Source organism: Skermania sp. ID1734 (genome assembly GCF_007489285.1).
In the GTDB taxonomy this organism is placed as follows: Bacteria; Actinomycetota; Actinomycetes; order Mycobacteriales; family Mycobacteriaceae; genus ID1734.
Genome location: NZ_VLIY01000018.1, coordinates 84,345 through 108,055, shown reverse-complemented (window position 1 = coordinate 108,055; position 23,711 = coordinate 84,345). Strand labels below are relative to the sequence as shown.

At 66.2% G+C, this 23,711-nt stretch carries 25 protein-coding genes; 22 read left to right on the top strand and 3 right to left on the bottom strand.

Going from position 1 to position 23,711, the window contains the following annotated elements; all coding sequences use genetic code 11:
- Window positions 1-161, bottom strand: a 161-nt coding sequence (locus FOS14_RS20485) for a helix-turn-helix domain-containing protein (protein WP_255450283.1), incomplete at its 3' end; no start/stop codon positions are given.
- A gap of 223 nt (window positions 162-384) precedes the next feature.
- Here FOS14_RS20485 and FOS14_RS20480 point away from each other — a divergent pair.
- From FOS14_RS20480 to FOS14_RS20430, 11 genes are all read left to right on the top strand, one after another.
- Window positions 385-1,554 (top strand): HNH endonuclease signature motif containing protein, encoded by a 1,170-nt coding sequence (locus tag FOS14_RS20480; protein ID WP_143772675.1) that lies wholly within the window; start codon window positions 385-387, stop codon window positions 1,552-1,554.
- 80 nt (window positions 1,555-1,634) lie between these two features.
- Window positions 1,635-3,707, top strand: a complete 2,073-nt coding sequence (gene thrS, locus FOS14_RS20475; RefSeq protein ID WP_143772674.1) for a threonine--tRNA ligase — start codon at window positions 1,635-1,637, stop codon at window positions 3,705-3,707.
- On the top strand, window positions 3,704-4,285 hold the full coding sequence (locus tag FOS14_RS20470; RefSeq protein ID WP_143772673.1) for an HIT domain-containing protein: 582 nt from the start codon (window positions 3,704-3,706) through the stop codon (window positions 4,283-4,285). Before thrS ends, FOS14_RS20470 begins: the two co-directional genes overlap by 4 nt.
- A 70-nt stretch (window positions 4,286-4,355) precedes the next feature.
- A complete protein-coding gene (gene pgsA, locus FOS14_RS20465; RefSeq protein WP_143772672.1) occupies window positions 4,356-5,036 on the top strand; it encodes a phosphatidylinositol phosphate synthase in 681 nt (226 codons plus the stop codon).
- A gap of 2 nt (window positions 5,037-5,038) precedes the next feature.
- Entirely contained in the window at window positions 5,039-5,986 is a 948-nt protein-coding gene (locus tag FOS14_RS20460; RefSeq protein ID WP_185981861.1) for a phosphatidylinositol mannoside acyltransferase, read from the top strand.
- Window positions 5,983-7,107, top strand: a complete 1,125-nt coding sequence (locus tag FOS14_RS20455; RefSeq protein ID WP_143772671.1) for a glycosyltransferase family 4 protein — start codon at window positions 5,983-5,985, stop codon at window positions 7,105-7,107. The genes FOS14_RS20460 and FOS14_RS20455 overlap by 4 nt, the downstream gene beginning before the upstream one ends.
- The gene (locus tag FOS14_RS20450; RefSeq protein ID WP_143772670.1) at window positions 7,107-8,135 is read left to right on the top strand and encodes an NUDIX domain-containing protein; all 1,029 of its coding nucleotides are present in this window, start codon (window positions 7,107-7,109) and stop codon (window positions 8,133-8,135) included. Before FOS14_RS20455 ends, FOS14_RS20450 begins: the two co-directional genes overlap by 1 nt.
- A 26-nt stretch (window positions 8,136-8,161) precedes the next feature.
- Window positions 8,162-9,292, top strand: coding sequence for an SLC13 family permease (locus FOS14_RS20445; RefSeq protein ID WP_143772669.1), 1,131 nt, complete (start codon window positions 8,162-8,164; stop codon window positions 9,290-9,292).
- 58 nt (window positions 9,293-9,350) lie between these two features.
- Entirely contained in the window at window positions 9,351-10,250 is a 900-nt protein-coding gene (gene pdxS / locus FOS14_RS20440) for a pyridoxal 5'-phosphate synthase lyase subunit PdxS (RefSeq protein ID WP_143772668.1), read from the top strand.
- Between the two features lie 4 nt (window positions 10,251-10,254).
- Window positions 10,255-10,569 (top strand): multidrug efflux SMR transporter, encoded by a 315-nt coding sequence (locus FOS14_RS20435; RefSeq protein WP_143772688.1) that lies wholly within the window; start codon window positions 10,255-10,257, stop codon window positions 10,567-10,569.
- Window positions 10,570-10,608: 39 nt separating this feature from the next.
- A complete protein-coding gene (locus FOS14_RS20430) occupies window positions 10,609-11,430 on the top strand; it encodes an acyl-CoA thioesterase II (protein WP_143772667.1) in 822 nt (273 codons plus the stop codon).
- Here the strand turns inward: FOS14_RS20430 and FOS14_RS20425 are convergent.
- The gene (locus FOS14_RS20425; protein WP_143772666.1) at window positions 11,427-11,948 is read right to left on the bottom strand and encodes a gamma carbonic anhydrase family protein; all 522 of its coding nucleotides are present in this window, start codon (window positions 11,946-11,948) and stop codon (window positions 11,427-11,429) included. The two genes, FOS14_RS20430 and FOS14_RS20425, sit on opposite strands and share 4 nt — an antisense overlap.
- 52 nt (window positions 11,949-12,000) lie before the next feature.
- On the opposite strand from FOS14_RS20425, the gene pdxT reads away from it, so the two are divergent.
- The 6 genes from pdxT (at window position 12,001) to ruvB (ending at window position 16,444) form a co-directional block, all read left to right on the top strand.
- A complete protein-coding gene (pdxT, locus tag FOS14_RS20420; RefSeq protein ID WP_370512272.1) occupies window positions 12,001-12,609 on the top strand; it encodes a pyridoxal 5'-phosphate synthase glutaminase subunit PdxT in 609 nt (202 codons plus the stop codon).
- Window positions 12,610-12,651: 42 nt separating this feature from the next.
- Entirely contained in the window at window positions 12,652-13,404 is a 753-nt protein-coding gene (locus FOS14_RS20415) for a YebC/PmpR family DNA-binding transcriptional regulator (protein ID WP_143772664.1), read from the top strand.
- The gene (locus FOS14_RS20410) at window positions 13,404-14,051 is read left to right on the top strand and encodes a hypothetical protein (RefSeq protein ID WP_143772663.1); all 648 of its coding nucleotides are present in this window, start codon (window positions 13,404-13,406) and stop codon (window positions 14,049-14,051) included. The genes FOS14_RS20415 and FOS14_RS20410 overlap by 1 nt, the downstream gene beginning before the upstream one ends.
- A gap of 163 nt (window positions 14,052-14,214) precedes the next feature.
- Window positions 14,215-14,787 carry a crossover junction endodeoxyribonuclease RuvC gene (gene ruvC / locus FOS14_RS20405; protein ID WP_143772662.1) on the top strand — a complete coding sequence of 191 codons (573 nt, stop codon included), beginning with the start codon at window positions 14,215-14,217 and terminating at the stop codon, window positions 14,785-14,787.
- The gene (ruvA, locus tag FOS14_RS20400) at window positions 14,784-15,383 is read left to right on the top strand and encodes a Holliday junction branch migration protein RuvA (RefSeq protein WP_143772661.1); all 600 of its coding nucleotides are present in this window, start codon (window positions 14,784-14,786) and stop codon (window positions 15,381-15,383) included. Before ruvC ends, ruvA begins: the two co-directional genes overlap by 4 nt.
- Window positions 15,380-16,444 carry a Holliday junction branch migration DNA helicase RuvB gene (gene ruvB, locus FOS14_RS20395; protein WP_143772660.1) on the top strand — a complete coding sequence of 355 codons (1,065 nt, stop codon included), beginning with the start codon at window positions 15,380-15,382 and terminating at the stop codon, window positions 16,442-16,444. Before ruvA ends, ruvB begins: the two co-directional genes overlap by 4 nt.
- Here the strand turns inward: ruvB and FOS14_RS20390 are convergent.
- Complete coding sequence (locus FOS14_RS20390; RefSeq protein WP_370512271.1) at window positions 16,441-17,883, bottom strand: alpha/beta hydrolase; 1,443 nt, start codon at window positions 17,881-17,883, stop codon at window positions 16,441-16,443. The genes ruvB and FOS14_RS20390 overlap by 4 nt on opposite strands.
- 187 nt (window positions 17,884-18,070) lie before the next feature.
- Here FOS14_RS20390 and yajC point away from each other — a divergent pair, with 187 nt between their 5' ends.
- The 5 genes from yajC (at window position 18,071) to FOS14_RS20365 (ending at window position 23,655) form a co-directional block, all read left to right on the top strand.
- Window positions 18,071-18,445 (top strand): preprotein translocase subunit YajC, encoded by a 375-nt coding sequence (gene yajC / locus FOS14_RS20385; RefSeq protein WP_143772659.1) that lies wholly within the window; start codon window positions 18,071-18,073, stop codon window positions 18,443-18,445.
- A gap of 96 nt (window positions 18,446-18,541) precedes the next feature.
- Window positions 18,542-20,203: a protein translocase subunit SecD gene (gene secD / locus FOS14_RS20380; protein WP_143772658.1), complete on the top strand. Its 1,662-nt coding sequence runs from the start codon at window positions 18,542-18,544 to the stop codon at window positions 20,201-20,203.
- A gap of 1 nt (window position 20,204) precedes the next feature.
- Window positions 20,205-21,395, top strand: coding sequence for a protein translocase subunit SecF (gene secF / locus FOS14_RS20375; protein WP_143772657.1), 1,191 nt, complete (start codon window positions 20,205-20,207; stop codon window positions 21,393-21,395).
- A 2-nt stretch (window positions 21,396-21,397) separates the two neighbouring features.
- Window positions 21,398-23,122, top strand: a complete 1,725-nt coding sequence (locus FOS14_RS20370) for an ABC transporter substrate-binding protein (RefSeq protein ID WP_255450481.1) — start codon at window positions 21,398-21,400, stop codon at window positions 23,120-23,122.
- On the top strand, window positions 23,119-23,655 hold the full coding sequence (locus FOS14_RS20365; protein ID WP_143772656.1) for an adenine phosphoribosyltransferase: 537 nt from the start codon (window positions 23,119-23,121) through the stop codon (window positions 23,653-23,655). The genes FOS14_RS20370 and FOS14_RS20365 overlap by 4 nt, the downstream gene beginning before the upstream one ends.
- Window positions 23,656-23,711 lie beyond the last annotated feature (56 nt).

Genomic DNA, 23,711 nt, shown 5'->3' with positions numbered 1-23,711 from the left:
GGACTGTTCTTGGGTCGCCTGCTGCGCGGCTGCAGGGCCGCTGCCGCGCCGTCGGTTCGTGCCCGCGCGCGGATCGCGTAGAACGTTTTCCGGGAAATCCGGTGTTCGGCACAGAATGTCGTCACCGCTCCGCGTGGCGCGTCATCAGGCCACTGGGCGATCGCGAGGCGGACACGAGGATCAACGGGTTCATTGGCGGTCGGCACCGCTCAAGAAACCAGAAGTGTCACCACCAAAACCACTCAAAACGCCACCGATGTCCAGATACAGAACTGTCACCGATGTCCTGCGACATGACACATCGACCCCGAACAGCTGCAGCAGTGGTCGCTGCTGGCGGTCGATGAGCTGACCGATCAGCAGGTTCTGAGTTCGACCGCGCAGGTGACGCAGGCGCAGAACGTGTTGGCCGGGGTGCAGGCTCGCCTGCTGGCCGGGATGGAAACCCGCGGCCTGGCCGACGAGCTGGGGGCGACGTCGACGGCGGCGTGGCTGGCCGATTCCGGGCGGGTGGATCCCGCGACCGCGAAAAGACAGGTCACGGTGGCACGGTCGCTACAGACGCTGCCGGGCATGGCCGCGGCACTACAGCGCGGGGAGATTTCCGCGGCGCACGCCGAAGCGATCGTGGCGGCGATCAGCGCCCTGCAACGGGCCTGCCCGGAGGCGGATCTGGGTGCGGCCGAACAACAATTGGTCGACGTGGCTTTGGCCGGGACTCCGGCGGCGGTGCGCGAAACCGGCCGCGACCTGGTCCTGAGCCACACCCCGGAGCGGGAGCCGGTCGCCGAGGACCCCGAGCTCAACCGCCTCGACTACGGCACCGGCCGTGACGGGCGCGGCAAACTGCGCGCCGACCTGGACAAACTCACCTTCGAGAAACTGCGCTCGGTCCTCGAACCGCTGGCCGCGCCGCGCCCGGGACCGGACGCCGAACCCGACCCGCGCTCGGCGTCGCAGCGCCGCGTCGACGCCCTCGCCGACATCGTGGATGCGCAGTTGAGTGGTCGCGGTGGTGGGGTGGGGCGGGCGCAGGTGACGCTGGTCGCCGAGGCCAACGACCTGGCCGGCAAGGCCACGTTCGTCGACGAGGCCGGGCGCGTGAAAGACACCCGGTGGCCGTTTCACCTGTCCTGGACCGGGTCGGTGTCACGCCAGGTCGCCCAGATGCTGGCCTGTGACTGCGAGGTCACCGTGGTCGTGGTCGACGGCCACCGGGTGCCGTTGGATGTCGGGCGCAGCGAACGCCTCGTCACCCCCGCCATCCGCAAAGCACTCATCGTGCGCGACGGCGGCTGCGCGGTACCCGGCTGCGGGCGCCCACCGCACTGGACCGACGCCCACCACATCCGACACTGGGCCGAAGGCGGCCACACGACATTGGACAACATGGTGCTCCTGTGTCGAGCACACCACCGCATGATCCACCGCGGCACCTGGCAGGTTTTCCTCGGCGAGGACGGCCACCCCTGGTTCATCCCACCGAAAACCCTCGACCCCGACCGAAAACCCATGCCCGCCCACAACCGACGACGAAGACCGGCGGCCGCATGACGCCGGTCGTCGGACGGGCGGAGCACTCTGCCCGCAGGTGCTTCGCGCGCCAGTCGATACCATGCGTAACACCACGTCCTATGCACAAGGAGACCACTGCCGTGAGCATCCCCAGCCGTCAGACCGCCGCCCTCGTCCGGGTGCCGGCCGGAACGACGGCGGGTGCAGCCGTTCGGGAGGCGGGCTTGCCCGGCAAAGGTGTCGATGCGGTGGTCGTGGTGCGTGACGCCGAGGGGCGCCTTCGTGACCTCGCCTGGACACCGGACACCGACGTCGAGGTCGAGCCGGTAGCCGCCAACACCGAAGACGGCCGCAGCGTCATCCGGCACTCCGCCGCGCATGTGCTCGCACAGGCCGTTCAGCAGGAATTCCCCGAGGCGAAGCTCGGCATCGGTCCGCCGATCAAAGACGGGTTCTACTACGACTTCCAGGTCGACCGGCCCTTTACGCCGGATGATCTCGCCAAGTTAGAAACCCGGATGCGCAAGATTGTCAAAGGCGCCCAACGGTTTTCCCGGCGGGTCACCGATGCCGAGGCAGCGCAGCAGGAGCTCGCCGACGAGCCCTTCAAGCTGGAGTTGATCACCGACAAGTCGGGCATCGATGACCCCGAAGTCATGGAAGTCGGCGGCGCCGAGCTCACGATCTACGACAACCTCGACCCACGCACCGGCGACCTCGTGTGGAAGGACCTGTGCCGCGGCCCGCACATTCCCACCACCAAACACATTCCGGCGTTCAAGTTAACCCGCAGCTCGGCCGCGTACTGGCGCGGTGACCAGAACCGTGAGGATCTGCAGCGCATCTACGGCACCGCCTGGGAATCGCAGGAGGCCCTCGACGAGCACGTGCGCTTGCTGGCCGAGGCGGAGCGCCGCGACCACCGCAAGCTGGGCCTCGAGCTCGACCTGTTCAGCTTCCCGGACGAGCTCGGTTCCGGCCTGCCGGTGTTCCACCCGAAGGGCGGAATTATCCGCAAGGAGCTCGAAGACTATTCGCGCGAGCGTCACATCGCCGCCGGATACGACTTCGTGAACACTCCACACATCACCAAGGGGCATCTGTTCGAGGTATCCAAGCACCTCGAGTGGTACGCCGAGGGCATGTTCCCGCCGATGCACCTCGACGCGGAATACAACGAGGACGGCACTGTCCGAAAGCCCGGGCAGGACTATTACGTCAAGCCGATGAACTGCCCGATGCACAACCTGATCTACCGCAGCCGGGGACGGTCCTACCGCGAACTGCCACTGCGGATGTTCGAGTTCGGCTCGGTATATCGGTACGAGAAGTCCGGCGTGGTGCATGGACTCACCCGCGCGCGCGGCTTCACCCAGGACGACGCGCACATCTACTGCACCCGCGAACAAATGCGCGAAGAACTGACCACCACGCTGAACTTCGTGCTGCAGCTGCTCAAGGACTACGGTCTCGACGAGTTCTACCTGGAACTGTCCACCAAGGACGAAAAAAAGTTCGTGGGCTCGGACGAGATGTGGGAGGAAGCCACCGCGGTACTTGCCGAGGTCGGCGCGGCCTCGGGTCTCGACCTGGTTCCCGATCCGGGCGGGGCGGCGTTCTACGGGCCCAAGATCTCGGTGCAGACCAAGGACGCTCTCGGGCGTAGCTGGCAGATGTCGACCCTGCAACTCGACTTCTTCGAGCCGGAACTGTTCGAGCTCGAATACACCGCGTCCGACGGCTCCAAGCAGTGTCCGGTCATGATCCACCGGGCCCTCTTCGGGTCGATCGAACGGTTCTTCGGCGTGCTCACCGAGCACTACGCGGGCGCCTTCCCGGCATGGCTCGCCCCGGTGCAGGTGGTGGGTATCCCGGTCGCCGATCCGCATGTCGAGCACCTGCGTACTGTCGCTGACTTGCTACGAGCGCAAGGCGTGCGGGCCGAAGTCGACGACAGTGACGACCGCATGCAGAAGAAAATCTTCAACCACACCGCGCAGAAGGTGCCGTTCATGCTGCTCGCCGGGGAACGCGACGTAAACGCCGACGCGGTGAGCTTCCGGTTCCGCGACGGCACCCAGATCAACGGAGTGCCGGTCGCTGACGCGGTCACGGCGATCGTGGAGTGGATAGCCGCCCGGAAGAACGCGTCACCCACGGTCGAACTGCTGCATATCGGCCAGCAGGGATGACCGCTGTGGACAGGGAGCAGCAGAGCGAAGGGTTGGTTGATCGGGGGCCCGGTGACCCCGATCGCCTGCAACGGTTGTGGACACCGCATCGGATGTCGTATATCGCCGAGACGCCGCAGCCGAAAAACGCTTCGGGAGAGCCGTTTTCGGACATCCCAAAGATGTCGGACGAGGACGGCCTGATCGTCGCGCGTGGCGAACTCGTCTACGCGGTGCTGAACCTGTACCCCTACAATCCCGGGCACCTGATGATCGTTCCGTATCGCCGGGTGGCCAACTTGGAGGATCTGACGCCCGATGAAAGCGCGGAGTTGATGGCTTTCACACAGAAGGCCATCCGCGTGATCAAGCGGGTCTCCAATCCGCCAGGGTTCAACGTCGGGTTGAATCTCGGCGCAGTAGCCGGCGGCTCGCTTGCTGCGCACCTGCATCAGCACATCGTGCCGCGGTGGGGCGGCGATGCGAATTTCATCACGGTGGTCGGGGGGACCAAAGTGATGCCGCAGCTGCTCCGCGAGACCCGGGCGCTGCTCGCTGCCGCCTGGCACGACGACACGGAAGACACCGACGGCGACTGAGCCGTCACCGGCTAGATTGTGTGAACGATCAGCCTGCAACGGCTGGAATTCGAGAACGGGGACGAGTGCGGTGCTGAGCTTTTTCGGCCGGGAGGCGGTGTCGAAGGCGACCGCACCCCTGGGGAAAGCGTTACTCGCCACCGGCCTGACCCCGGACGTCATGACACTGATCGGCACTACCGCCTCGATCGTTGCCGCCGTAACGCTGTTCCCGTCGGATCACCTGTTCTGGGGAACGATGGTGATCTGGTTGTTCGTCATGTTCGACATGCTCGACGGCGCGATGGCGCGGGCCCGCGGCGGCGGCACCAAATACGGCGCGGTACTGGACGCGACGTGCGACCGCGTGGCCGACGGCGCGATTTTCGCCGGGTTGGCGTGGTGGGCGGTGTACCACGCCAACAGCAAGCCGCTGCTGGTAGCGACGCTGATCTGCCTGGTCACCTCACAGGTGATCTCGTACGCGAAGGCTCGCGCCGAGGCGAGCGGCCTCTCCGCCGATGGCGGGCTGATCGAGCGCCCGGACCGGCTCATCATCGTGCTGGTCGGCGCCGGGTTCACGGGTATCGCCGGCTATTGGGGAATCGGCTGGCTCGAGTGGGCAGTCCATGTGGCCATGTGGATTCTCGCGGTCGCCAGCGTCATCACGGTGTTCCAGCGCGTGCTGGCCGTTCGGCGCTCGCCGGGCGCCCGGGACGTCATTCCGATGAGTACGCGCGCCAGCGACGAGTCACGAGCAGACAGGGAGTAGCCATGACCGTGATACCCGTGTCCCAGCGCCTGTCCGACCTCGGCTACGCCGCCGGTTGGCGGGTGGTTCGTGCCCTACCGGAGGCCATGGCCCGCAATGTCTTCGACCGCGGTGCTGACTATGCCACCCGTAAGGGCGGCCCCGAGCAACTTCGTAGGAACCTGGCCCGAGTGGTCGGTGTCGAGCCGAAAGATGTTCCTTCCGAGTTAATTTCAGCATCTGTCCGCTCGTACGCGCGGTATTGGCGTGAGGCGTTTCGGCTACCGACCATGGATCACGCCGCCATCGCCACCTCGCCACGGTATTTGATCGACGGCGAGGAGTACCTGATCGCGGCGTTGGAGCGCGGGAAGGGAGTGATCCTCGCCTTACCGCATTCCGGCAACTGGGACATCGCGGGGGTGTGGCTGGTCCATCACTACGGCTCCTTTTCCACGGTCGCCGAGCGGCTCAAGCCGGAGTCGCTGTTCGAAAGGTTCGTGGCGTACCGGGAGGGCCTTGGTTTCGAAGTGTTCCCGCTGACCGGCGGGGAGGCGCCGCCGTTCCGACAGCTGACCGAAAGGCTGCGTAACAACCAGATCGTGTGTCTGCTCGGCGACCGCGACCTGTCCAGCCGGGGCATCGAGGTCGACTTCTTCGGCGCTCGCACCCGGATGCCGGCGGGTCCGGCGCAGCTGGCCATCGAGACCGGCGCCACCCTGCTTGCCGTGCATCCGTGGTTCACGGTCGACGCCGACGGTCAGGAGGGGTGGGGCCTGAAAGCCGACCCGCCCATCGACGTCAGCGTGGGCGTCGAGGTCGCGATTCAAGCGCTCGCGGACCGCTTCGCCGCCAACATCGCCGCACACCCCGCCGACTGGCACATGCTGCAGCCGCTGTGGTTGGACGATCTGTCCGACGCCCGCCGCGCCCGCATCGGTGCAAACAAGCCCAAACAGGCGGCGCCGTGAAAATCGGGATGGTGTGCCCCTACTCCTTCGACGTGCCGGGTGGGGTGCAGGCGCACGTCGTCGAACTTGCCGACGTGCTCATCGAGCGGGGGCACCGGGTGAGCGTGCTGGCGCCGGCCTCGGACGAAACCGAGCTACCGGAATTCGTCGTCTCGGCCGGGCGCGCGGTGGCCATCCCGTACAACGGCTCGGTCGCGCGGCTGAGCTTCGGGCCCACCGCCTACAACCGGTTGCGGCGCTGGGTTGCCGACAACGACTTCGATGTCTTGCACATCCACGAACCGAACGCGCCGAGCCTCTCGATGCTCGCCTTGAAGGTGGCCGAGGGTCCGATCGTGGCGACCTTCCACACCTCCACCACAAAGTCGTTGGTGCTCAGCACCTTTCAGGGCGTGCTGCGGCCCTACCACGAGAAGATCAGCGGCCGGATCGCCGTTTCGGAGCTGGCTCGACGCTGGCAGGTGGAGGCGCTCGGCTCCGACGCGGTCGAAATCCCCAACGGTGTCGACGTCGGCGCGTTCGCCAACGCCCAGCCCCTGCCCGGTTATCCCCGCCGTGGCGGCACGGTGCTGTTCCTCGGGCGCTACGACGAGCCCCGCAAAGGCATGTCGGTGCTGCTGGGCGCGCTGCCGAAACTGGCCGCCGCTCATCCCGACCTCGAAGTGCTGGTAGTGGGCCGTGGCGACGAAGACCGGCTGCGCAAAGAAGCCGGTGAGCATGCCAAACACCTGCGGCTGCTCGGGCAGGTCACTGATGAAGAAAAAGCCTCGGCCATGCGCAGCGCCGACGTGTATGTCGCGCCCAACACCGGCGGTGAAAGCTTCGGGATCGTGCTGGTGGAGGCGATGGCGGCAGGAACCCCCGTCGTCGCCAGCGAACTGAACGCGTTCCGGCGGGTCTTGCGTGACGGTGCGGCCGGTGTCCTCGTACCGGTCGGCGACGCCGAAGCCCTCGCCCGTGAGGTGGATCTGCTGCTCAGCAACTCCGACCGTCGCGGCGAGTTGGTGGCCGCCGGCGCCCGCACGGTCGCCGACTACGACTGGCCCGTCGTGGCTGAGCAGATCCTGCGGGTGTACGAAACCGTGACCGTCGGCGATCATCGCGTTCGGGCCGCCGGCTGATGACATTTTCAGCACTGACGATCCTCGTCATTGCGCTGGTCGCCGCGGTCGTCCTGGCGCTGGGCGCATGGGCGTATTCGACGGCACACCGGCTCGACCGACTACATGTGCGGTCGGACCTGTCCTGGCAGGCGTTGGATGCCGCGCTGGCGCGGCGGGCCGTCGTCGCGCGGACGGTCGCGGCGGCGAGCGCGGCGTCGAACCCGGACGCCAGCAAGCGTCTTGCTCACCTGGCGGATCAGGCCGAGCGCGCTGAACGGTCGGACCGCGAGGCCGTAGAGAATCAGCTCTCGACCGCGCTGGCGGCGGTCGACATCGAGACGCTACGGCCGCAGCTTGTCGCGGAGTTGGCCGACGCGGAGGCGCGGGTATTGATCGCGCGCCGCTTTCACAATGACGCGGTCCGGGACACGTTGGCGTTGCGGACCCGCCGGTCGGTGCGCTGGCTGCACCTCGGCGGCACCGCGCCGCTGCCGAGCTACTTCGAGATCGCCGAGCGCGTGAAGCCATCGGCCGCAACCGGGCTCGACCTCGCCGGTAACCGGACTTCCGCGCGCGTGGTCATGCTCGACGAACAGGGCCGGGTGCTGCTCATGCGCGGCCACGACCCGCTGGTGCCCGACGTGTCGTTCTGGTTCACGATTGGCGGCGGCGCCGAACCGGGGGAGACGTTGCGGGAGACGGCGGTGCGCGAGGTCGCGGAGGAAACCGGCGAGCTCATCGACTCGGGGTTGCTGCGCGGCCCGCTGTGGCGGCGAGTGGCAATCTTCCCGTTCAACGGTGAACTCATGAGGTCCGAGGAGTTGTTCTTCGTCACCCAGGTCCGGCACTTCGAGCCGCGTCCGATAGCGCTCACGGACCTGGAAAAGCGCACCATCACCGGCAGCAAGTGGTGCACCGCCGAGGACATCGCAACGCTCAACGCGGCAGGCGAAACGGTGTACCCGCAAGATCTGGCGAATTTGCTCGACGAGGCGCGCGCCGCGGCGACCGTCGCCGAGGATCCCGAGGTGCGCGCGATCCGCTGAATGGCCCACCTGGCATTCTCGACGCTGTGTGGGCAGTGCTGGCGGTCGCGGGTGCCGTGGTGGTCGCGACCGGGTGGTTACCCGCAGACGATGCCTGGAACGTCGCCGTCGTCCGGGGTGGTCCGGTCCTGGGCTTTCTTGTCGCGATCACGGTGCTGGCCGAACTTGCCGACAGATCCGGGGTTTTCGACGCCGCAGCCGCCGCGTGCGCGCGGTTGGGCCGCGGCTCGACAGCCACGCTGTACCTGCTCATCGCCGCGTTGACGTCGGTGACGACGGTCGTGCTGAGCATCGATACCACCGCTGTCCTGCTCACCCCGGTGGTGTTGGCACTGTCGAGCCGGATAGGTTTGCGTCCCTTGCCGTTTGCCGTCGCGGTGGTCTGGCTTGCGAACACGGCGAGCCTGTTGCTACCGGTGTCGAACTTGACGAATCTGCTTGCGCAGCAACGCGAGAAGCTTTCCGGGGTCGAATTCGCCACCCGCATGGGCTTGCCGGAGTTGATCGCCGTCGTGCTCACCGTGGGCTACCTGTGGCTACTTTTCCGGCGCGATCTGCGCGGAAACTATGAAATGCCGGCCCCACAACCACGGGGTGACGACTGGACGTTCCGGGTGTGCGCCGTTGCCTGCGCGGCGCTCGTCCCGGCGGTGCTGTTGGGGGTTATTCCCGCGATCGCCGCAGCTGGTGCCGCCGTGGCCGCGCTCGTCGTTTTCGGTGTGCGGGACCGCAGTGCGGTGCGCGTTTCGCTGATTCCGTGGCGGCTCGTGCTGTTCACCGAAGGGCTGTTTCTGGTTGTCGCGGCCATCGCGCGACACGGGTTGATCGACTTCCTCGCGCACCTCACCGGTCACTCAGTCGTCGTCACCGCATTGGTGGCTGGCGGCGCGGGCAACCTGGTGAACAACCTGCCCGCCTATCTGGCCATGGAACCGGCTGTTCCGGCCGGCAGTACGACTGCGCTGCTGGCGGTGCTTGTCGGCACCAACGTCGGGCCGCTGATCACGGTGTGGGGCTCGCTGGCGACGCTGCTGTGGCGGGAAAGGTGTAAAGCCCGCGGAATCGAGGTGTCCGCCTTGCGATTCGCCGCGATCGGGCTAGCCGGGGCGCCGGTGATCGCGGCGGCCGCCGCGGCCGGATTGCTACTGACCGGCTGACTTATCTGGAATGACTAGAATCGATGAACACCCGCAATCAATCGAGGAGTTCGAATTCGTGACCACCAATGAGACCACTCAGGTCGGTACGGCCCGCGTCAAGCGTGGGATGGCCGAGATGCTCAAGGGCGGCGTCATCATGGACGTGGTCACCCCGGAGCAGGCGAAGATCGCCGAGGACGCCGGCGCGGTCGCGGTGATGGCTCTCGAGCGCGTGCCCGCGGACATCCGCGCCCAGGGCGGCGTTTCACGGATGAGTGATCCGGACATGATCGACGGCATCATTGCGGCGGTATCGATCCCGGTCATGGCGAAGGCGCGCATCGGGCATTTTGTCGAGGCGCAGATCCTGCAGTCGCTCGGCGTCGACTACGTCGACGAGTCCGAAGTGCTGACGCCCGCCGACTATGCCAACCACATCGACAAATGGAACTTCACCGTGCCGTTCGTCTGCGGCGCAACGAATCTCGGGGAAGCGCTGCGCCGCATCACCGAAGGCGCGGCGATGATCCGCTCCAAGGGCGAGGCCGGTACCGGCGACGTGTCCAACGCCACGACGCACATGCGCAAGATCCGTGCTGAGATCCGTCGGCTCAGCTCGCTGCCGGAGGACGAATTGTATGTCGCCGCAAAGGAACTGCAGGCGCCGTACGAGCTCGTCCGCGAGATTGCCGAGACGGGCAAGTTGCCTGTGGTGCTGTTCACCGCGGGCGGTATCGCGACGCCGGCGGATGCGGCGATGATGATGCAGCTCGGCGCTGAGGGCGTCTTCGTCGGATCCGGAATCTTCAAGTCCGGTAACCCGGCTCAACGCGCAGCCGCGATTGTGAAGGCCACCACCTTCTACGACGACCCCGACGTGCTGGCAAAGGTGTCGCGTGGGCTCGGTGAGGCGATGGTCGGCATCAACGTCGATGACATCCCGCAGCCGCACCGGCTCGCGGAGCGCGGCTGGTAACACTTTGGCCTGGATAGTGCTCGTCGCCTCCGGGGTGCTGGAGGCTGTCTGGGCGACTGCGCTAGGTAAATCCGACGGATTCAGTCGGCTCGTGCCGTCGATCGTCTTCCTTATTGCGGTCGTGTTGAGCATGGTCGGGCTGGCCTTTGCCATGCGGACGCTGCCGACCGGCACGTCGTACGCGGTATGGGTTGGGATTGGCGCCGCGCTAACTGTCGGCTATGGGATGGTGACCGGGGAAGAACCAGCGTCGCTGGTTCGCATTCTGCTCATCTGCGCGATTGTGGCGTGTGTGGTCGGACTGGAGTTGTCGCACTAGTTGCTAGCCTTACCCGGGCATCGGCGGAAGGACTCGGGTATGGCAACCATCGGCGAAGCGCTGCGCGTGGAACGTCTGGAACGGGACATCTTTCGCGGTGCGTCCACCGAAACGACCCTGGTCCGCACGTTCGGCGGGCAGGTTGCTGGGCAGGCACTCGTCTCGGCCGTGCACACGGTGGAGCCGCTGTTTCAGGTGCACTCGCTGCACGGGTATTTCCTGCGTCCGGGCAACCCCAAAGAACCGACCGTCTACCTGGTCGATCGCATTCGGGACGGCCGATCGTTCTGCACCCGGCGGGTGACCGGCATCCAGGACGGCAAAGCGATATTCACGATGTCGGCGTCGTTTCACAAGGGCGACGAGGGGATCGAGCACCAGGACACCATGCCGACCGTCCCCAGTGCTGATGAGCTGCCACAGCCGCCCGACGAGCAGACGTCGGCCCAGGTCGCGCTGCAGCGGGAATGGTCGCACTGGGACATCCGGATTATCCCGGGTGATCAAGTCGCGCGCCGCCCCGGCGCGGCGTCGCAGCAACAGGTGTGGTTTCGCTACCGTCACCGGCTGCCCGACGAGGAGATTTTCCACATCTGCACGCTCGCCTACATGAGCGACATGACGTTGCTCGGTTCGTCGAAAGTTCACCACCGCGACGAACCGACGCAGATCGCCTCGCTGGATCACGCGATGTGGTTCCTGCGGCCGTTCCGGGCCGACGAGTGGCTGCTCTACGACCAGACATCGCCATCGGCCGGGTTCGGCCGGGCGCTGACGCAAGGGCGGATCTTCGACACCAACGGGAACCTGGTCGCCGCGGTTGTGCAGGAAGGGCTTACGCGGAAACTGCGCGAGGACTAATCGCTGAGGATGCACGCTCCGCGGTGCACCGACATGTTGTGCAGGTAGACGAGGCCGTTGATTTTCAGGGCGTCCCGTTCGTCGTCACTGAGCTCGCGCCGCACCTTGCCCGGGACCCCGGCAACCAGTGAGCCTGGTGGGATTTCGACGCCTTCGGGAATCAGTGCGTTGGCGGCAATGAGCGACCCGGCTCCCACTTGCGCGCCGTTGAGCACGGTGGCACCCATCCCGACGAGGACGTCATCGGAGATGGTGCAGCCGTGCAGAATGGCGTTGTGTCCCACCGACACTCCGGCGCCGACGGTCAACGGAAAGCCGGGGTCGGAGTGCAGTACGCAGCCATCCTGGATGTTGGTTTTGGCGCCGATGGTGATGGTTTCGAGGTCGGCCCGCAGTACCGCGTTGTACCAGATGCTGACGTCGGCGCTCAGCGTCACGCGCCCGATGACCGTCGCGTTCGGCGCGATCCACGCCGAGGGGTCGATGTGCGGACGATGCTCGCCGAGCTGAATCTTCATGAGCGCCCAATCTACCGGCGGTCCGGTACGGGCGTACTCGTATGCTCGGGTCGTGACCAAGCCAGTGATCGGTGTTCTCGCGCTGCAAGGCGACGTTCGTGAGCACGTCGCGGCCCTGACCGAGTGTGGTGCGCAGGCCATCGGCGTTCGGCGTGTCGCTGAGCTGGACAGCGTCGACGGTTTGGTCATCCCGGGTGGTGAGTCAACGACGATTTCTCGGCTGCTGGAGGTTTTCGAACTGCTCGAGCCGGTGCGGCGGCGTCTGCGGGACGGTATGCCGGCGTTTGGATCCTGCGCCGGGATGATCCTGCTGGCGTCGAAGGTGCTCGATACGCGGCCCGATGCGCAGCACCTGAGCGGGATAGATATGACGGTGCGCCGCAATGCGTTTGGCCGGCAGGTCGATTCCTTCGAGACCGATCTCAAGTTTGCCGGGCTCGATGATGGACCGGTGCGCGCGGTGTTCATCCGGGCGCCGTGGGTCGAGGAGGTCGGCCCCGAAGTGGAGGTGCTGGCCAGCGTGCCCGAGGGTCCGGCCGCCGGACGGATCGTTGCGGTGCGGCAAGGCGCGGTGCTGGCCACCTCGTTTCATCCGGAAGTTTCCGGTGACCTGCGCGTGCACCGGATGTTCGTCGACACCGTGCGCGAGCGGCTTGCGTAAACTGGAGAAGTTGTCCAGCTGACCACTTGAAGGAAGAAGCGCATGAGCGGCCACTCCAAATGGGCCACCACCAAGCACAAGAAGGCCGTGATCGACGCCAAGCGCGGCAAGATGTTCGCCAAGCTGATCAAGAACATCGAGGTCGCGGCGCGGACCGGCGGTGGTGACCCTGGTGGCAACCCGACGCTCTACGACGCGATTCAGAAGGCCAAGAAGTCCTCGGTGCCCAACGACAACATCGAGCGCGCCCGCAAGCGTGGCGCCGGTGAAGAAGCGGGCGGCGCCGACTGGCAGACCATCATGTACGAGGGGTACGGCCCGAACGGTGTCGCGATCCTCATCGAGTGCCTTACCGACAACCGCAACCGTGCGGCGGGCGAGGTGCGCACGGCGATGACCCGCAACGGTGGCAACATGGCCGACCCTGGTTCGGTGGCATACCTGTTCTCCCGCAAGGGTGTTGTCCAGCTCGACAAGAACGGGCAGAGCGAGGACGACGTGTTGATGGCCGTGCTCGATGCCGGGGCCGAAGAGGTCAATGACCTCGGCGAATCGTTCGAGGTGGTCAGCGAACCCGGCGATCTGGTCGCGGTCCGTACTGCGTTGCAGGAGGCGGGGATCGACTACGACTCCGCGGAGGCGAGTTTCCAGCCGTCGGTGAGCGTCGCGGTCGATCTCGACGGCGCGCGCAAGGTGTTCAAGCTCATCGACGCCCTCGAAGACTGCGACGACGTGCAGAACGTCTACACCAACGTCGACGTCTCCGACGAGGTGCTCGCGCAACTGGACGCGTAGTGCGCTGGGCGGCCGCGGGGGTAGCCGCAGGGCTGGTCGCGTCGGCGGTGTGGTGGTTCGTCGGGCGGCCGACGTTCGGGAATCATGAGTTGCACCGGGTGAACTTCGCGTTCGTCGCCGATGATCGCCCGGCGCCGATTTCCTGGTCGGACACTGCTGTCGTGTTGGCCCTGTTGTGCGGTTTGCTGTTCGCGCTCGTGGGTGAGTGGTTCCGAGTCGGGCGCGGCTCTGGCGCTAACCCGATCCGGGTGTGCGCCATCGTGGGTTTCGCTGTGGGGATACTTACGTGGCTGGCGATCGCCGTGACGCCCGCGGGGTTGGGTGCGTTTCTCCGAGCAGTTCCGCATATTCGGATTTCGGACGCCGACACCGTGTGGTGGTTGATTCCAGTGGCGGGCGCGGTTGTTGGATACGTCATAGGCCGGCTGCTCAACCGGTTCGGCTGGCGCGTCGAGCGCGCAAGGCCGTCGCTGAAGTCACGGTGGATCGCGGCTGGTCTCGTCGCAGTGTTCGTTGCGGTCGGTGTCACTGCTTGGGACGCGTCCGATACCCGGAGTTGCCGGCACGACGCTCGACTGGCACCTGTCCAGGTTTGGACACCGCCCATGGAAGGCGTCGCGGTCGCGCACTACGACGCAGGTTGCTAGTTTCGCTCCGCGAGTTGGCAGTTCGCGTCGGTTGTACGGGACGCGAAGTGTATAGACGGGGAGCGAAACCGATCGACCGCACGCGCAAGCCGTGTCGAAACCCGAAATTGTCACCCCTGCCGGTTAAGCTCGAACAGCTGTTCGTAGACGTTAGGGGATCGTGGTGCGGGTGATGGGTGTCGACCCTGGGCTTACCCGCTGCGGCCTGAGCCTGATCGAGGGCGGCACCGGCCGCCAGGTCATCGCACTCGACGTCGACGTGGTGCGCACCCCGTCCGACATGGATCTCGCCGAGCGGTTGTTGCGCGTCGCCGACGCCGCCGAATACTGGATGGACACCCACAGACCCACGGTCGTCGCGATCGAGCGGGTGTTCGCGCAACAGAACGTCCGCACCGCGATGGGCACGGCGCAAGCCGGGGGAGTGATCGCCCTCGCCGCCGCCCGACGTGGGATACCGGTCAGCTTTCACACGCCCAGCGAGGTCAAATCCGCTGTCACCGGTAGCGGTACGGCGGACAAGCAACAGGTGACCACGATGGTCACCCGCATCCTGGGTTTGCAGACCAAGCCGACCCCCGCCGACGCAGCCGACGCGCTGGCTTTGGCAATCTGTCACTGCTGGCGTGCGCCGATGCTGGCGCGCATGGCGGCGGCCGAGGCCGCGGCCGCCGAGCAGAAGCGGCGCTACGAGGCCCGCCTGCGCCAGATGCGAAAGGAGGCGCGTTCGCGATGATCGCTTCCGTCCGAGGTGAGGTCCTCGACATTGCGCTCGACCATGTGGTCATCGAGGCGGCCGGCGTCGGCTATCGCCTCAATGCCACACCGGCGACCCTGGGCACCTTGCACCGGGGGAGCGAGGCCCGGCTGTTCGCCGCGATGATCGTGCGCGAAGACTCGATGACGCTCTACGGCTTCGCCGATACCGAGTCGCGCGACCTGTTCGGCCTGCTGCAAACCGTCTCCGGCGTGGGTCCCCGGCTGGCCATGGCTATCCTCGCCGTGCTCGAGCCCGAGGCGCTTCGCAAGGCATTGGCCGAAGGCAACATCGCGGCACTCACACGGGTGCCCGGGATCGGCAAACGCGGCGCGGAAAGACTGGTCGTGGAACTGCGGGACAAAGTCAACGCCGTGGCCGTGTCGGATCCCGTCAACCCCGCAACGCCGTCGGCCAATGCGGTGCGCGAACACATCGTCGAGGCCCTGACCGGCTTGGGTTTCCCGGCCAAGCAGGCAGAGCAAACCACCGACACCGTGCTGGCCGAAAATCCGGACGCCACCTCGTCCACGGCGCTGCGGCTGGCGCTCGCCCTGCTCGGTAGGAAGCGATGACCGAAGCCGAATCGCAAGTCAGTGCACGGCCGTTGACCTCCGACGGTGATCTCGACGCGAGCCTGCGGCCTAAATCACTGGACGACTTCATCGGTCAGCCGCGGGTCCGGGAGCAGCTGCAACTTGTGTTGCGCGGAGCCAAGATTCGCGGCGGCACACCCGACCACATCCTGCTCTCCGGTCCACCCGGCCTGGGCAAGACCAGCATGGCCATGATCATCGCCGCCGAACTCGGCTCGGCACTGCGCCTCACCTCCGGCCCGGCACTGGAACGCGCCGGCGATCTCGCCGCGATGCTGAGCAACCTGGTCGAGGGCGACGTCCTGTTCATCGACGAGATTCACCGCATCGCCCGCCCGGCGGAGGAAATGCTCTACCTCGCCATGGAGGACTTCCGTGTCGACGTCGTCGTCGGCAAAGGTCCCGGCGCAACGTCGATCCCACTCGAGGTAGCGCCGTTCACCCTGGTCGGTGCCACCACCCGATCCGGCGCGCTGACCGGACCACTGCGGGACCGGTTCGGCTTCACCGCGCACATGGACTTCTACTCGCCCGCCGAACTGCAGCAAATTCTGCGGCGTTCGGCACGCATCCTCGACGTGCACATCGACGATGCCGGCGCCGCCGAAATTGCCGGACGCTCCCGCGGCACGCCGCGTATCGCCAACCGGCTGTTGCGTCGCGTGCGCGACTACGCCGACGTTCGTGCCAACGGCGTCGTCACCCGCGAGGTGGCTCAAGCCGCGCTGGCGGTGTACGACGTGGACCAACTAGGTCTGGATCGCCTTGACCGAGCGGTGCTTGGCGCGCTGGTGCGCAGCTTCGGCGGCGGGCCGGTCGGTGTGTCCACGCTCGCGGTGGCCGTCGGGGAGGAGCCGGCGACGGTCGAAGAAGTGTGCGAGCCATTCCTGGTGCGCGCCGGCATGATCGCGCGCACACCTCGGGGCCGTGTCGCGACCGCCGCGGCCTGGGAGCAACTCGGACTCACCCCGCCGCCGGACCTCGCGATCGGCGGCATCGAAGTCCGCGCCAACGAGCCGCAACTCGGCCTGTTCGATTAAGACGCGCTCGGCTGGCCCGACATCTCGGTGATCAGCCACGGCAGGCCCACTTCGAATGCCTTCTCCGCGAACTGCCAGGTGTGGCCACCGCTGCTCGTTGCCACCACACAGCCGATGTCGACCTTCTGCGCGTCGGCGCAGAGCTTTTCGGCCGCGCCCGTCTCACCGGTGTCGCGGAACATGTCGCGGCCGCCGAGCCCAACTTGTTGGTCGCTCACCTGCGGCGGGTGCCAATTATGGTTGCCACCATGGGCGTTGCCCGGCCAGTTCGCGGGCCGTGCCGGTGGAACGAGGTCCTCGAACAAGCCGCTGACGCCTGTGTAGGGGCCGTGCGCGGCCATGACGGTAGCGGGGTCGTAGGCGTTCCACGCCGCCGCGCTGCCGCCGAAGAGCCGGTCGATCGTCTGTTGCTTGGTGCCGGCCACGGGGCCAGCGTCGCCCGCGATGTCCTCGAAGGTGTGGAACAAGTCGGGATGCATGACGGTGAGGTCCACGGCGCAGGTGCCGCCCATCGACCACCCGACAATTCCCCAGTGGGCCGGGTCGGACGAGGCGCCGAAGGTTGAAATCACATACGGCCGAACGTCTTTGGTCAGATGGCTGGCAACATTGCCGCGCGGGCCGTCGACGCATTCGGTGTCGTTGTTGAAGCTCCCGCCGGCGTCGACGAACACCAGGATGGGCGTCTGGCCATGATGATGCTGGGCGTAGCTGTCGACGAACGGGATGATGTTCCCGCTGCGCATCCAGTCAGCAGGGGTGTTGAACTCACCGGCGATCATCATCAACACCGGCAGTTGCGGTGGCGTCTTGCCGTTGAACCAGGCGGGCGGGAGGTACACGTACTCGGTGCGGTGGTTGAATCCGCTGGCGGTGTCCGGAATATCGACGGGCACCACCTTGCCGGTGCTCGGGTTGGTGTCACGCAGTGCGGGTAGGGCGTCGGCGTCGACCTGGTCCGGCAGCGGTCCGGCGGTCAGCGCACTCCACGCTGCGGTCAGGGTGGGGTAGTAGCCCACCCACTGATTGAGCACCAGCGACACCGCCAAGACGCTCAGCGGGATCGCCAGCACCGATACGCCGCGGCGCCACCACCGGGCGCGGCGCCAGCCGACGACCGCCACCGCGATGGCAGCGGCAGCCACCCCGGTCCACACCCACAGCTGCCACGGCGCCGGATCCGAGGCCAAATCCTCCGAATCCATGTACCAGTGCGCGGCGAAGGCCGCGGCAACCGAAACCAGGATGCTCACCGGCACCCACACCAGCCACCAGCGGCGCGACCGACGTAACACCACCACGAGCAGGACTACGACGGCGGCGATCTCGATGACCAGCGGAAACCATCCGCCCAGCAAGGAAACGCCGTGCCCGTAGCCGCCCGAGAAATGCTGCTGCACGTTGGTGATCGGAGCCGGTTGCGGCACAGGATTTGGCACGCGCCGATGGTCGCTCACCAACCTGAAAGAACGCTGGGAACACCCTGGCACTGGACTGCTGAATGAGTACGTGCTCGGTTCTGGGCGCAGGTAATGGCAGACTGGTATGTCGACCCGGGTGCTCGTATCCCGGGAGCAACACCACTATGGCACTTCGGTGCGCACAAATTGAGGACTGACTTCCGCGATGGAACTGCTGTTTCCGCTCCTGCTGGTTGCCCTGCTCGTCCCGATGTTCTTGGCGATGCGGCGACAGAAGAAGGAGATGAACAAGACTGCCGAGATGCAATCCGCATTGCAGATCGGTGACCGCGTGCTCACCACGTCCGGCCTGTACGGCACCGTGGTCGACCTCGATGACACCACCGTCGACCTGGAGATCGCCGAAGAGGTCATCACCACCTGGTCGCGGATGGCGATCCGTGAGTTGCAGGTCGAGGACGCCCACACCGGCGATGACCACGACGACGACCGCCCGGCCGCGACTCCAGAGTCCAACGGCACCGGGTCTTTGGCGGCTGAGCAACTCGATCCGACCGAGACCGGTCGCCCGACCGACTGACCGGACGCTTCGCGCCTCCGCCGGCTTCCAGAGTCGGCGGCGGCGCCTTTTGCGGTGTCTGGCCTGCCCAATTCGGACTGAGGAGAATTCGCAACCGTGGCACGTTCCCCGGGGTCGGGATACCCGATCCGGCAACTAGTGGCGTTCGGTGTCCTGTTGGCCGTCGTGTATCTGCTGGTCTTCTTCACCGGGAACGGGTCACCGACACCCAAACTCGGAATCGACCTACAGGGCGGTACCCGGGTCACGCTGACCGCGCGCACGCCGGATGGCAGCAAACCCAGCCAGGACAGCCTGAAGCGGGCGCAACAGATCATCGAGACCCGGGTCAACGGCCTCGGTGTCTCGGGGTCCGAGGTGGTCATCGACGGCGACAACCTCGTCATCACCGTGCCCGGCGACGACAGTTCGCAGGCGCGTTCGCTGGGGCAGACCGCGCGGCTCTACATCCGCCCGGTGCTCAACGTCCGCCAGGGTGGCACGCCGGCAGCTCAGGCCCCGGCGGCTCCGACTCCGGCGCCCGCGCCAGGTGCCGCACCCGGCGCGCCGGCACCGGCACCGCAGGGCCGGCCGTTCCCCAAGGACCAGCCCACAACCCCAACTCCCACGCCGACCCCGGCCCCGGGCGCGCCGATAACCGGCACGGACCTCGCCGTGAAGGAGATCGCCGAGGCCAAGGCCACACGGCAGAGCACCGATCCGGCGACTCAGCAGAAGGCCCTTGCGGCGATCGACTGCACGAAGCCGGACCCGCTGGCCGGAAACGACGACCCGAAGTTGCCGCTGGTGGCGTGCGCCCAGGACGGCACCCACGCCGACCTGCTCGGGCCCAGCATCATCGACGGGCAGGACATCGCGGACGCCAGCTCCGGCTTCAACACCCAGCAGGCGCGTTATGAGGTGAGCTTGACGTTCAAGTCGGCCGCCAGCGAAACGTGGGCCAAGTTCACGTCTCAGAACATCGGCAAGCAGGCTGCGTTCACCCTCGACTCGAAGGTGGTCAGCGACCCGGTGATCCAGGGTGCCACGCCGGCGGGTAGCGCCACCTCCATCACCGGAAATTTCACGGCCTCCCAAGCCAAGGAACTCGCCAATACGCTCAAATACGGCTCCCTGCCGCTGTCGTTCTCGTCCTCGGAGGCGGAGACGGTCTCCGCCACGCTCGGCCTGTCGTCGCTGCGCGCCGGTCTGCTGGCGGGCGCGATCGGGCTGATCGCGGTGTTGCTGTACTGCCTGGTCTACTACCGCATGCTCGGGTTGCTCACGGCGTTGTCGCTGACTCTGTCCGGCGTCATGATCTACGGAATCCTGGTGTTGCTCGGGCGGTGGATCAACTTCACCCTGGACCTGGCCGGTATCGCCGGTCTGATCATCGGTATCGGCATGACAGCCGACTCCTTCGTGGTGTTCTTCGAACGCATCAAGGACGAAATGCGCGAGGGCCGCAGCTTCCGGTCCGCGGTGCCGCGAGGCTGGGTGCGAGCGCGGCGCACGATCCTGTCTGGCAACGCGGTGAGCTTCATCGCCGCCGCCGTGCTCTACATCCTTGCCATCGGTGAGGTGCGCGGCTTCGCGTTCACCCTCGGGTTGACCAGCATCCTCGACGTCGTCGTCGTGCTGCTGGTGACGGCCCCGCTGGTCACGCTCGCTTCGCAGACGCAGTTCTGGTCGAAGCCGGGCATCAACGGACTCGGTGCCGTGCAGCAGGTGGCCCGCGAGCGCCGCGCGCTCGCCACGACCGGCGCAAAGGAGCTGTGACGTGACCGAACAGGCTGCTACCGAAATCGCCGAAACCGGCGTCGACGACAAGCAACTACCGCACCACAGCCTGCTGAACCGGCTCTACACGGGAACCGGCGCCTTCGAGGTGATCGGGCGGCGCAATTTCTACTACATGCTGACGGCGGCGCTCGTCGCCATCTCGTTGTTGAGCATCATTTTCCGGGGTTTCACCCTGGGCATCGACTTCGAGGGCGGGTCACAGATCCAGTTCCCGAACCAGGGCAACGTCTCGACCACCGCAGTGGAAGACGTCTACCACCAGGCCCTCGGCATGGATCCGGTGTCGGTGCAAACGGTCGGCGCGGGGTCGAGCGCGACGATTCAGATTCGTTCGGAAGCGCTGAATCTGCAACAGGTCGACAAGCTGCAGAACGCGCTGTTCGACCGGTTCCACCCGAAGGACTCGAGCGGCAATCCGAACATCAACACCATCAGCAACTCCGACGTCAGTTCGACGTGGGGCAGTGAAATCACCAAGAAGGCGCTGATCGCGCTGCTGGTGTTTCTGGTGCTGGTCACCGTTTACATCGCCATCCGCTACGAACGCGACATGGCGATCGCCGCGATCACCTGCCTCTTTTTCGATATGACGGTCACCGCCGGCATCTACTCGATCGTTGGGCTGGAGGTCGCCCCGGCGACAGTGATCGGCCTGCTCACCATCCTGGGCTTCTCGCTGTACGACTCGGTCGTGGTGTTCGACAAGGTCGCCGAGAACACCCGCGGAGTGCTGCATCTGCGCAAGCGGACCTACGCCGAACAAGCGAACCTGGCGATCAACCAGACCCTGATGCGATCGATCAACACAACCCTCATCGGCATCCTGCCCGTGATCGGATTGATGGTCATTGCGGTGTGGCTCCTCGGTGTCGGCACGCTCAAGGATCTAGCCTTGGTTCAGCTCGTCGGCATGATCGTCGGCGCGTACTCGTCGATCTTCTTTGCGACGCCGCTGTTGGTGTCGATCAAGGAGCGTTGGGGACCGGTGGCCGAGCACACGAAGAAGGTGCTGGCGCGCCGGGAGTCGGTGACGACCGGGGACGGGGCTCCGGTGGCGGTGCAACCGGCGACGGTGATGGCGAGCAGCAGGGCGAACTCGGAGTCGGTGGGGACAGCGCCGAAGCCGGGAGCGAGACCAATGGGGAAGCGGCACAAGAGAAAGCGTTGAGGGTGCGCCGAAACTTCAGGCAAGGCAAGGCGTTGGCCGCGGTGGTTGCAGCGGGCGCCGTGGCAGCGGGACTGTTGTCGGGGTGCTCGAGCAATGCGCCGGTACCGTCGATCGGATACGCGATCGACAACCTGATCACCACCTACAACGCCGACACGGTGGTGGGGGCGACCACCGGTGCCCAGCAGGCGTTCGAGCGCGTGCTCACCGGCTTCTCCTACATCGGTCCGGAGGGCCAACTTGTCGCCGACACCGACTACGGCACGGCCAACGTAGTGCCCGGTGACGCGCAGACGATTCAGTACCGGCTCAACCCGTCGGGCACCTACTCCGACGGCGTGCCCACCACTTGCGAGGACCTGGTGCTCGCCTGGGCCTCGCACAGCGGGCGGTTCACCAAGCCCGACGGTCACGGCGGCATCGTGCCGCTGTTTCAGACGGCCAACAACGCGGGGTACTCGGACATCGAGCGGGTGCAGTGCCAGCCCGGTTCCAAGGACGCCACCGTTGTCTTCCGGTCCGGTAAGGGGTTCGCGCAATGGCGCGAGTTGTTCTCGGCGACCGACCTCATGCCTGCCCACGTCGTGGCGCGCGTGGCCAATATTCCCAACATCGTCTCCGCCATCCAGACGGGCAACCCGGCCGAGATGCAGCGGATCGCCGACTTCTGGAACAACGGGTGGAAGCTCACGCCCGGCAATATCGACACGTCGTTGCTGCCCTCGTCGGGGCCATACCGGATCGAGTCCTACAGCGCCAACGACGGACTGGTCCTGGTCACCAACGAGCACTGGTGGGGCAACAAGCCGGAAACGCCACGAATTGTCATCTGGCCGAAGAACATCGATCTGAAGGCGAAAATTTCGGCCAGCGCCGTCGAGGTGGTCGATGTGGGCGCCGGTTCGATCGGCGGGCTGAAGCTCGACGGATTCACCAGCCAAAACGTGCCCTCCCGCAGCTCCGAACAGCTCGTGCTGTCAACGTCGGGAGTTTTCGCGTCGGCCGATGCGCGCCGGGCATTCGCGCTGTGCGTGCCGCGTCAGCAACTGTTCGACAAGCTCGGGCATCCGGGCTACAACCGCACTCAGGGGTTGGGTTCGGGCGTGCTGAACTCGCGAATCGTGCAGTCCGACACGCTGATCTATCCGGCGGTCTCGGCGGAAGGCACCAAGTTCCCCGGCGGCGATGTGCCGGGCTCGAATGCGGCCCTGGTGAAGGCTGCGGTGCCGAACCCGACGGTGCGCATCGGGTACCTCGCGCCGGACGAGCGGCGCGCCCAGACGGTCGCCACGATCGCGCAGTCATGCAAGCCGGCGGGCATCAATGTCGTCGATGCCGGATCGCCCACCTTCGATCCTGAAGCGTTGCGTGCCGGTCAGGTTGACGCGGTACTGGCGGGCACCGCCTCGGCGCCGGGGGCAGCGGGGGCAGATTTCAACACCGACGCCCTGTTTGCCCTGCGGACCGGCACCGGCACCAACTTCGGCCGATTCAGCAATCCGCGCTACGACGCGCTCGTCGACCAACTCGCCGCCGATGGTTCTCCCGACGCGCAGCTGAACAATTCCACCGAGGCAGAGAATTTGCTGTGGGGCGAGATGCCGTCGATCCCGTTGTTCAACGAACCGCGCACCGTCGCGTTCGCCAACGGCATGCAGAACACGGTCGTGAATGCGAGCAAGGCTGGTGCCGGCTGGAACATGGACCGCTGGGTACTCGAGCGATGAGTCGGTCGCTGACCACTGCGGCCGATGCAGTCGCTTCCCTGACCCGGTGGGTCGACGACTTCCCGGTCGCCGGCGTCCGGTTTGCCGATCTCACCCCGGTCTTCGCCGATGCTGACGGCTTTCGGGCGGTTGTCGACGCGCTGGCCGCCATCGCCCCCGAGGCGGACCTGGTGGCCGGCGTCGATGCGCGGGGATTCCTGCTCGCGGCCGCGGTTGCCGCGAAACGTGATGTTGGCGTGGTCGCCATTCGCAAACAGGGCAAACTGCCGCCGCCGGTGCTGTCACAGGAGTATTCACTCGAGTACGGCACCGCCTGTTTGGAGATCCCGGCGGAGAATTTGTCGCTGGCCGGCCGTAGGGTGCTACTCATCGACGACGTGTTGGCAACCGGTGGCACACTGCGCGCGGCGGCGGAACTGTTGACTCTCGGCGAGGCCGAGGTGGCAGGTACCGCGGTGGTCCTCGAACTGACATTTCTGGGTGGTAGAGCGCGACTGGAAAACTATCCGCTCACCGCCTTGGTGGAGGTCTGAGGACTAAAGTTGATCCCGGTTGCTGTTGGTCCTGGCAGGGTCAGGAGGTGACGGGA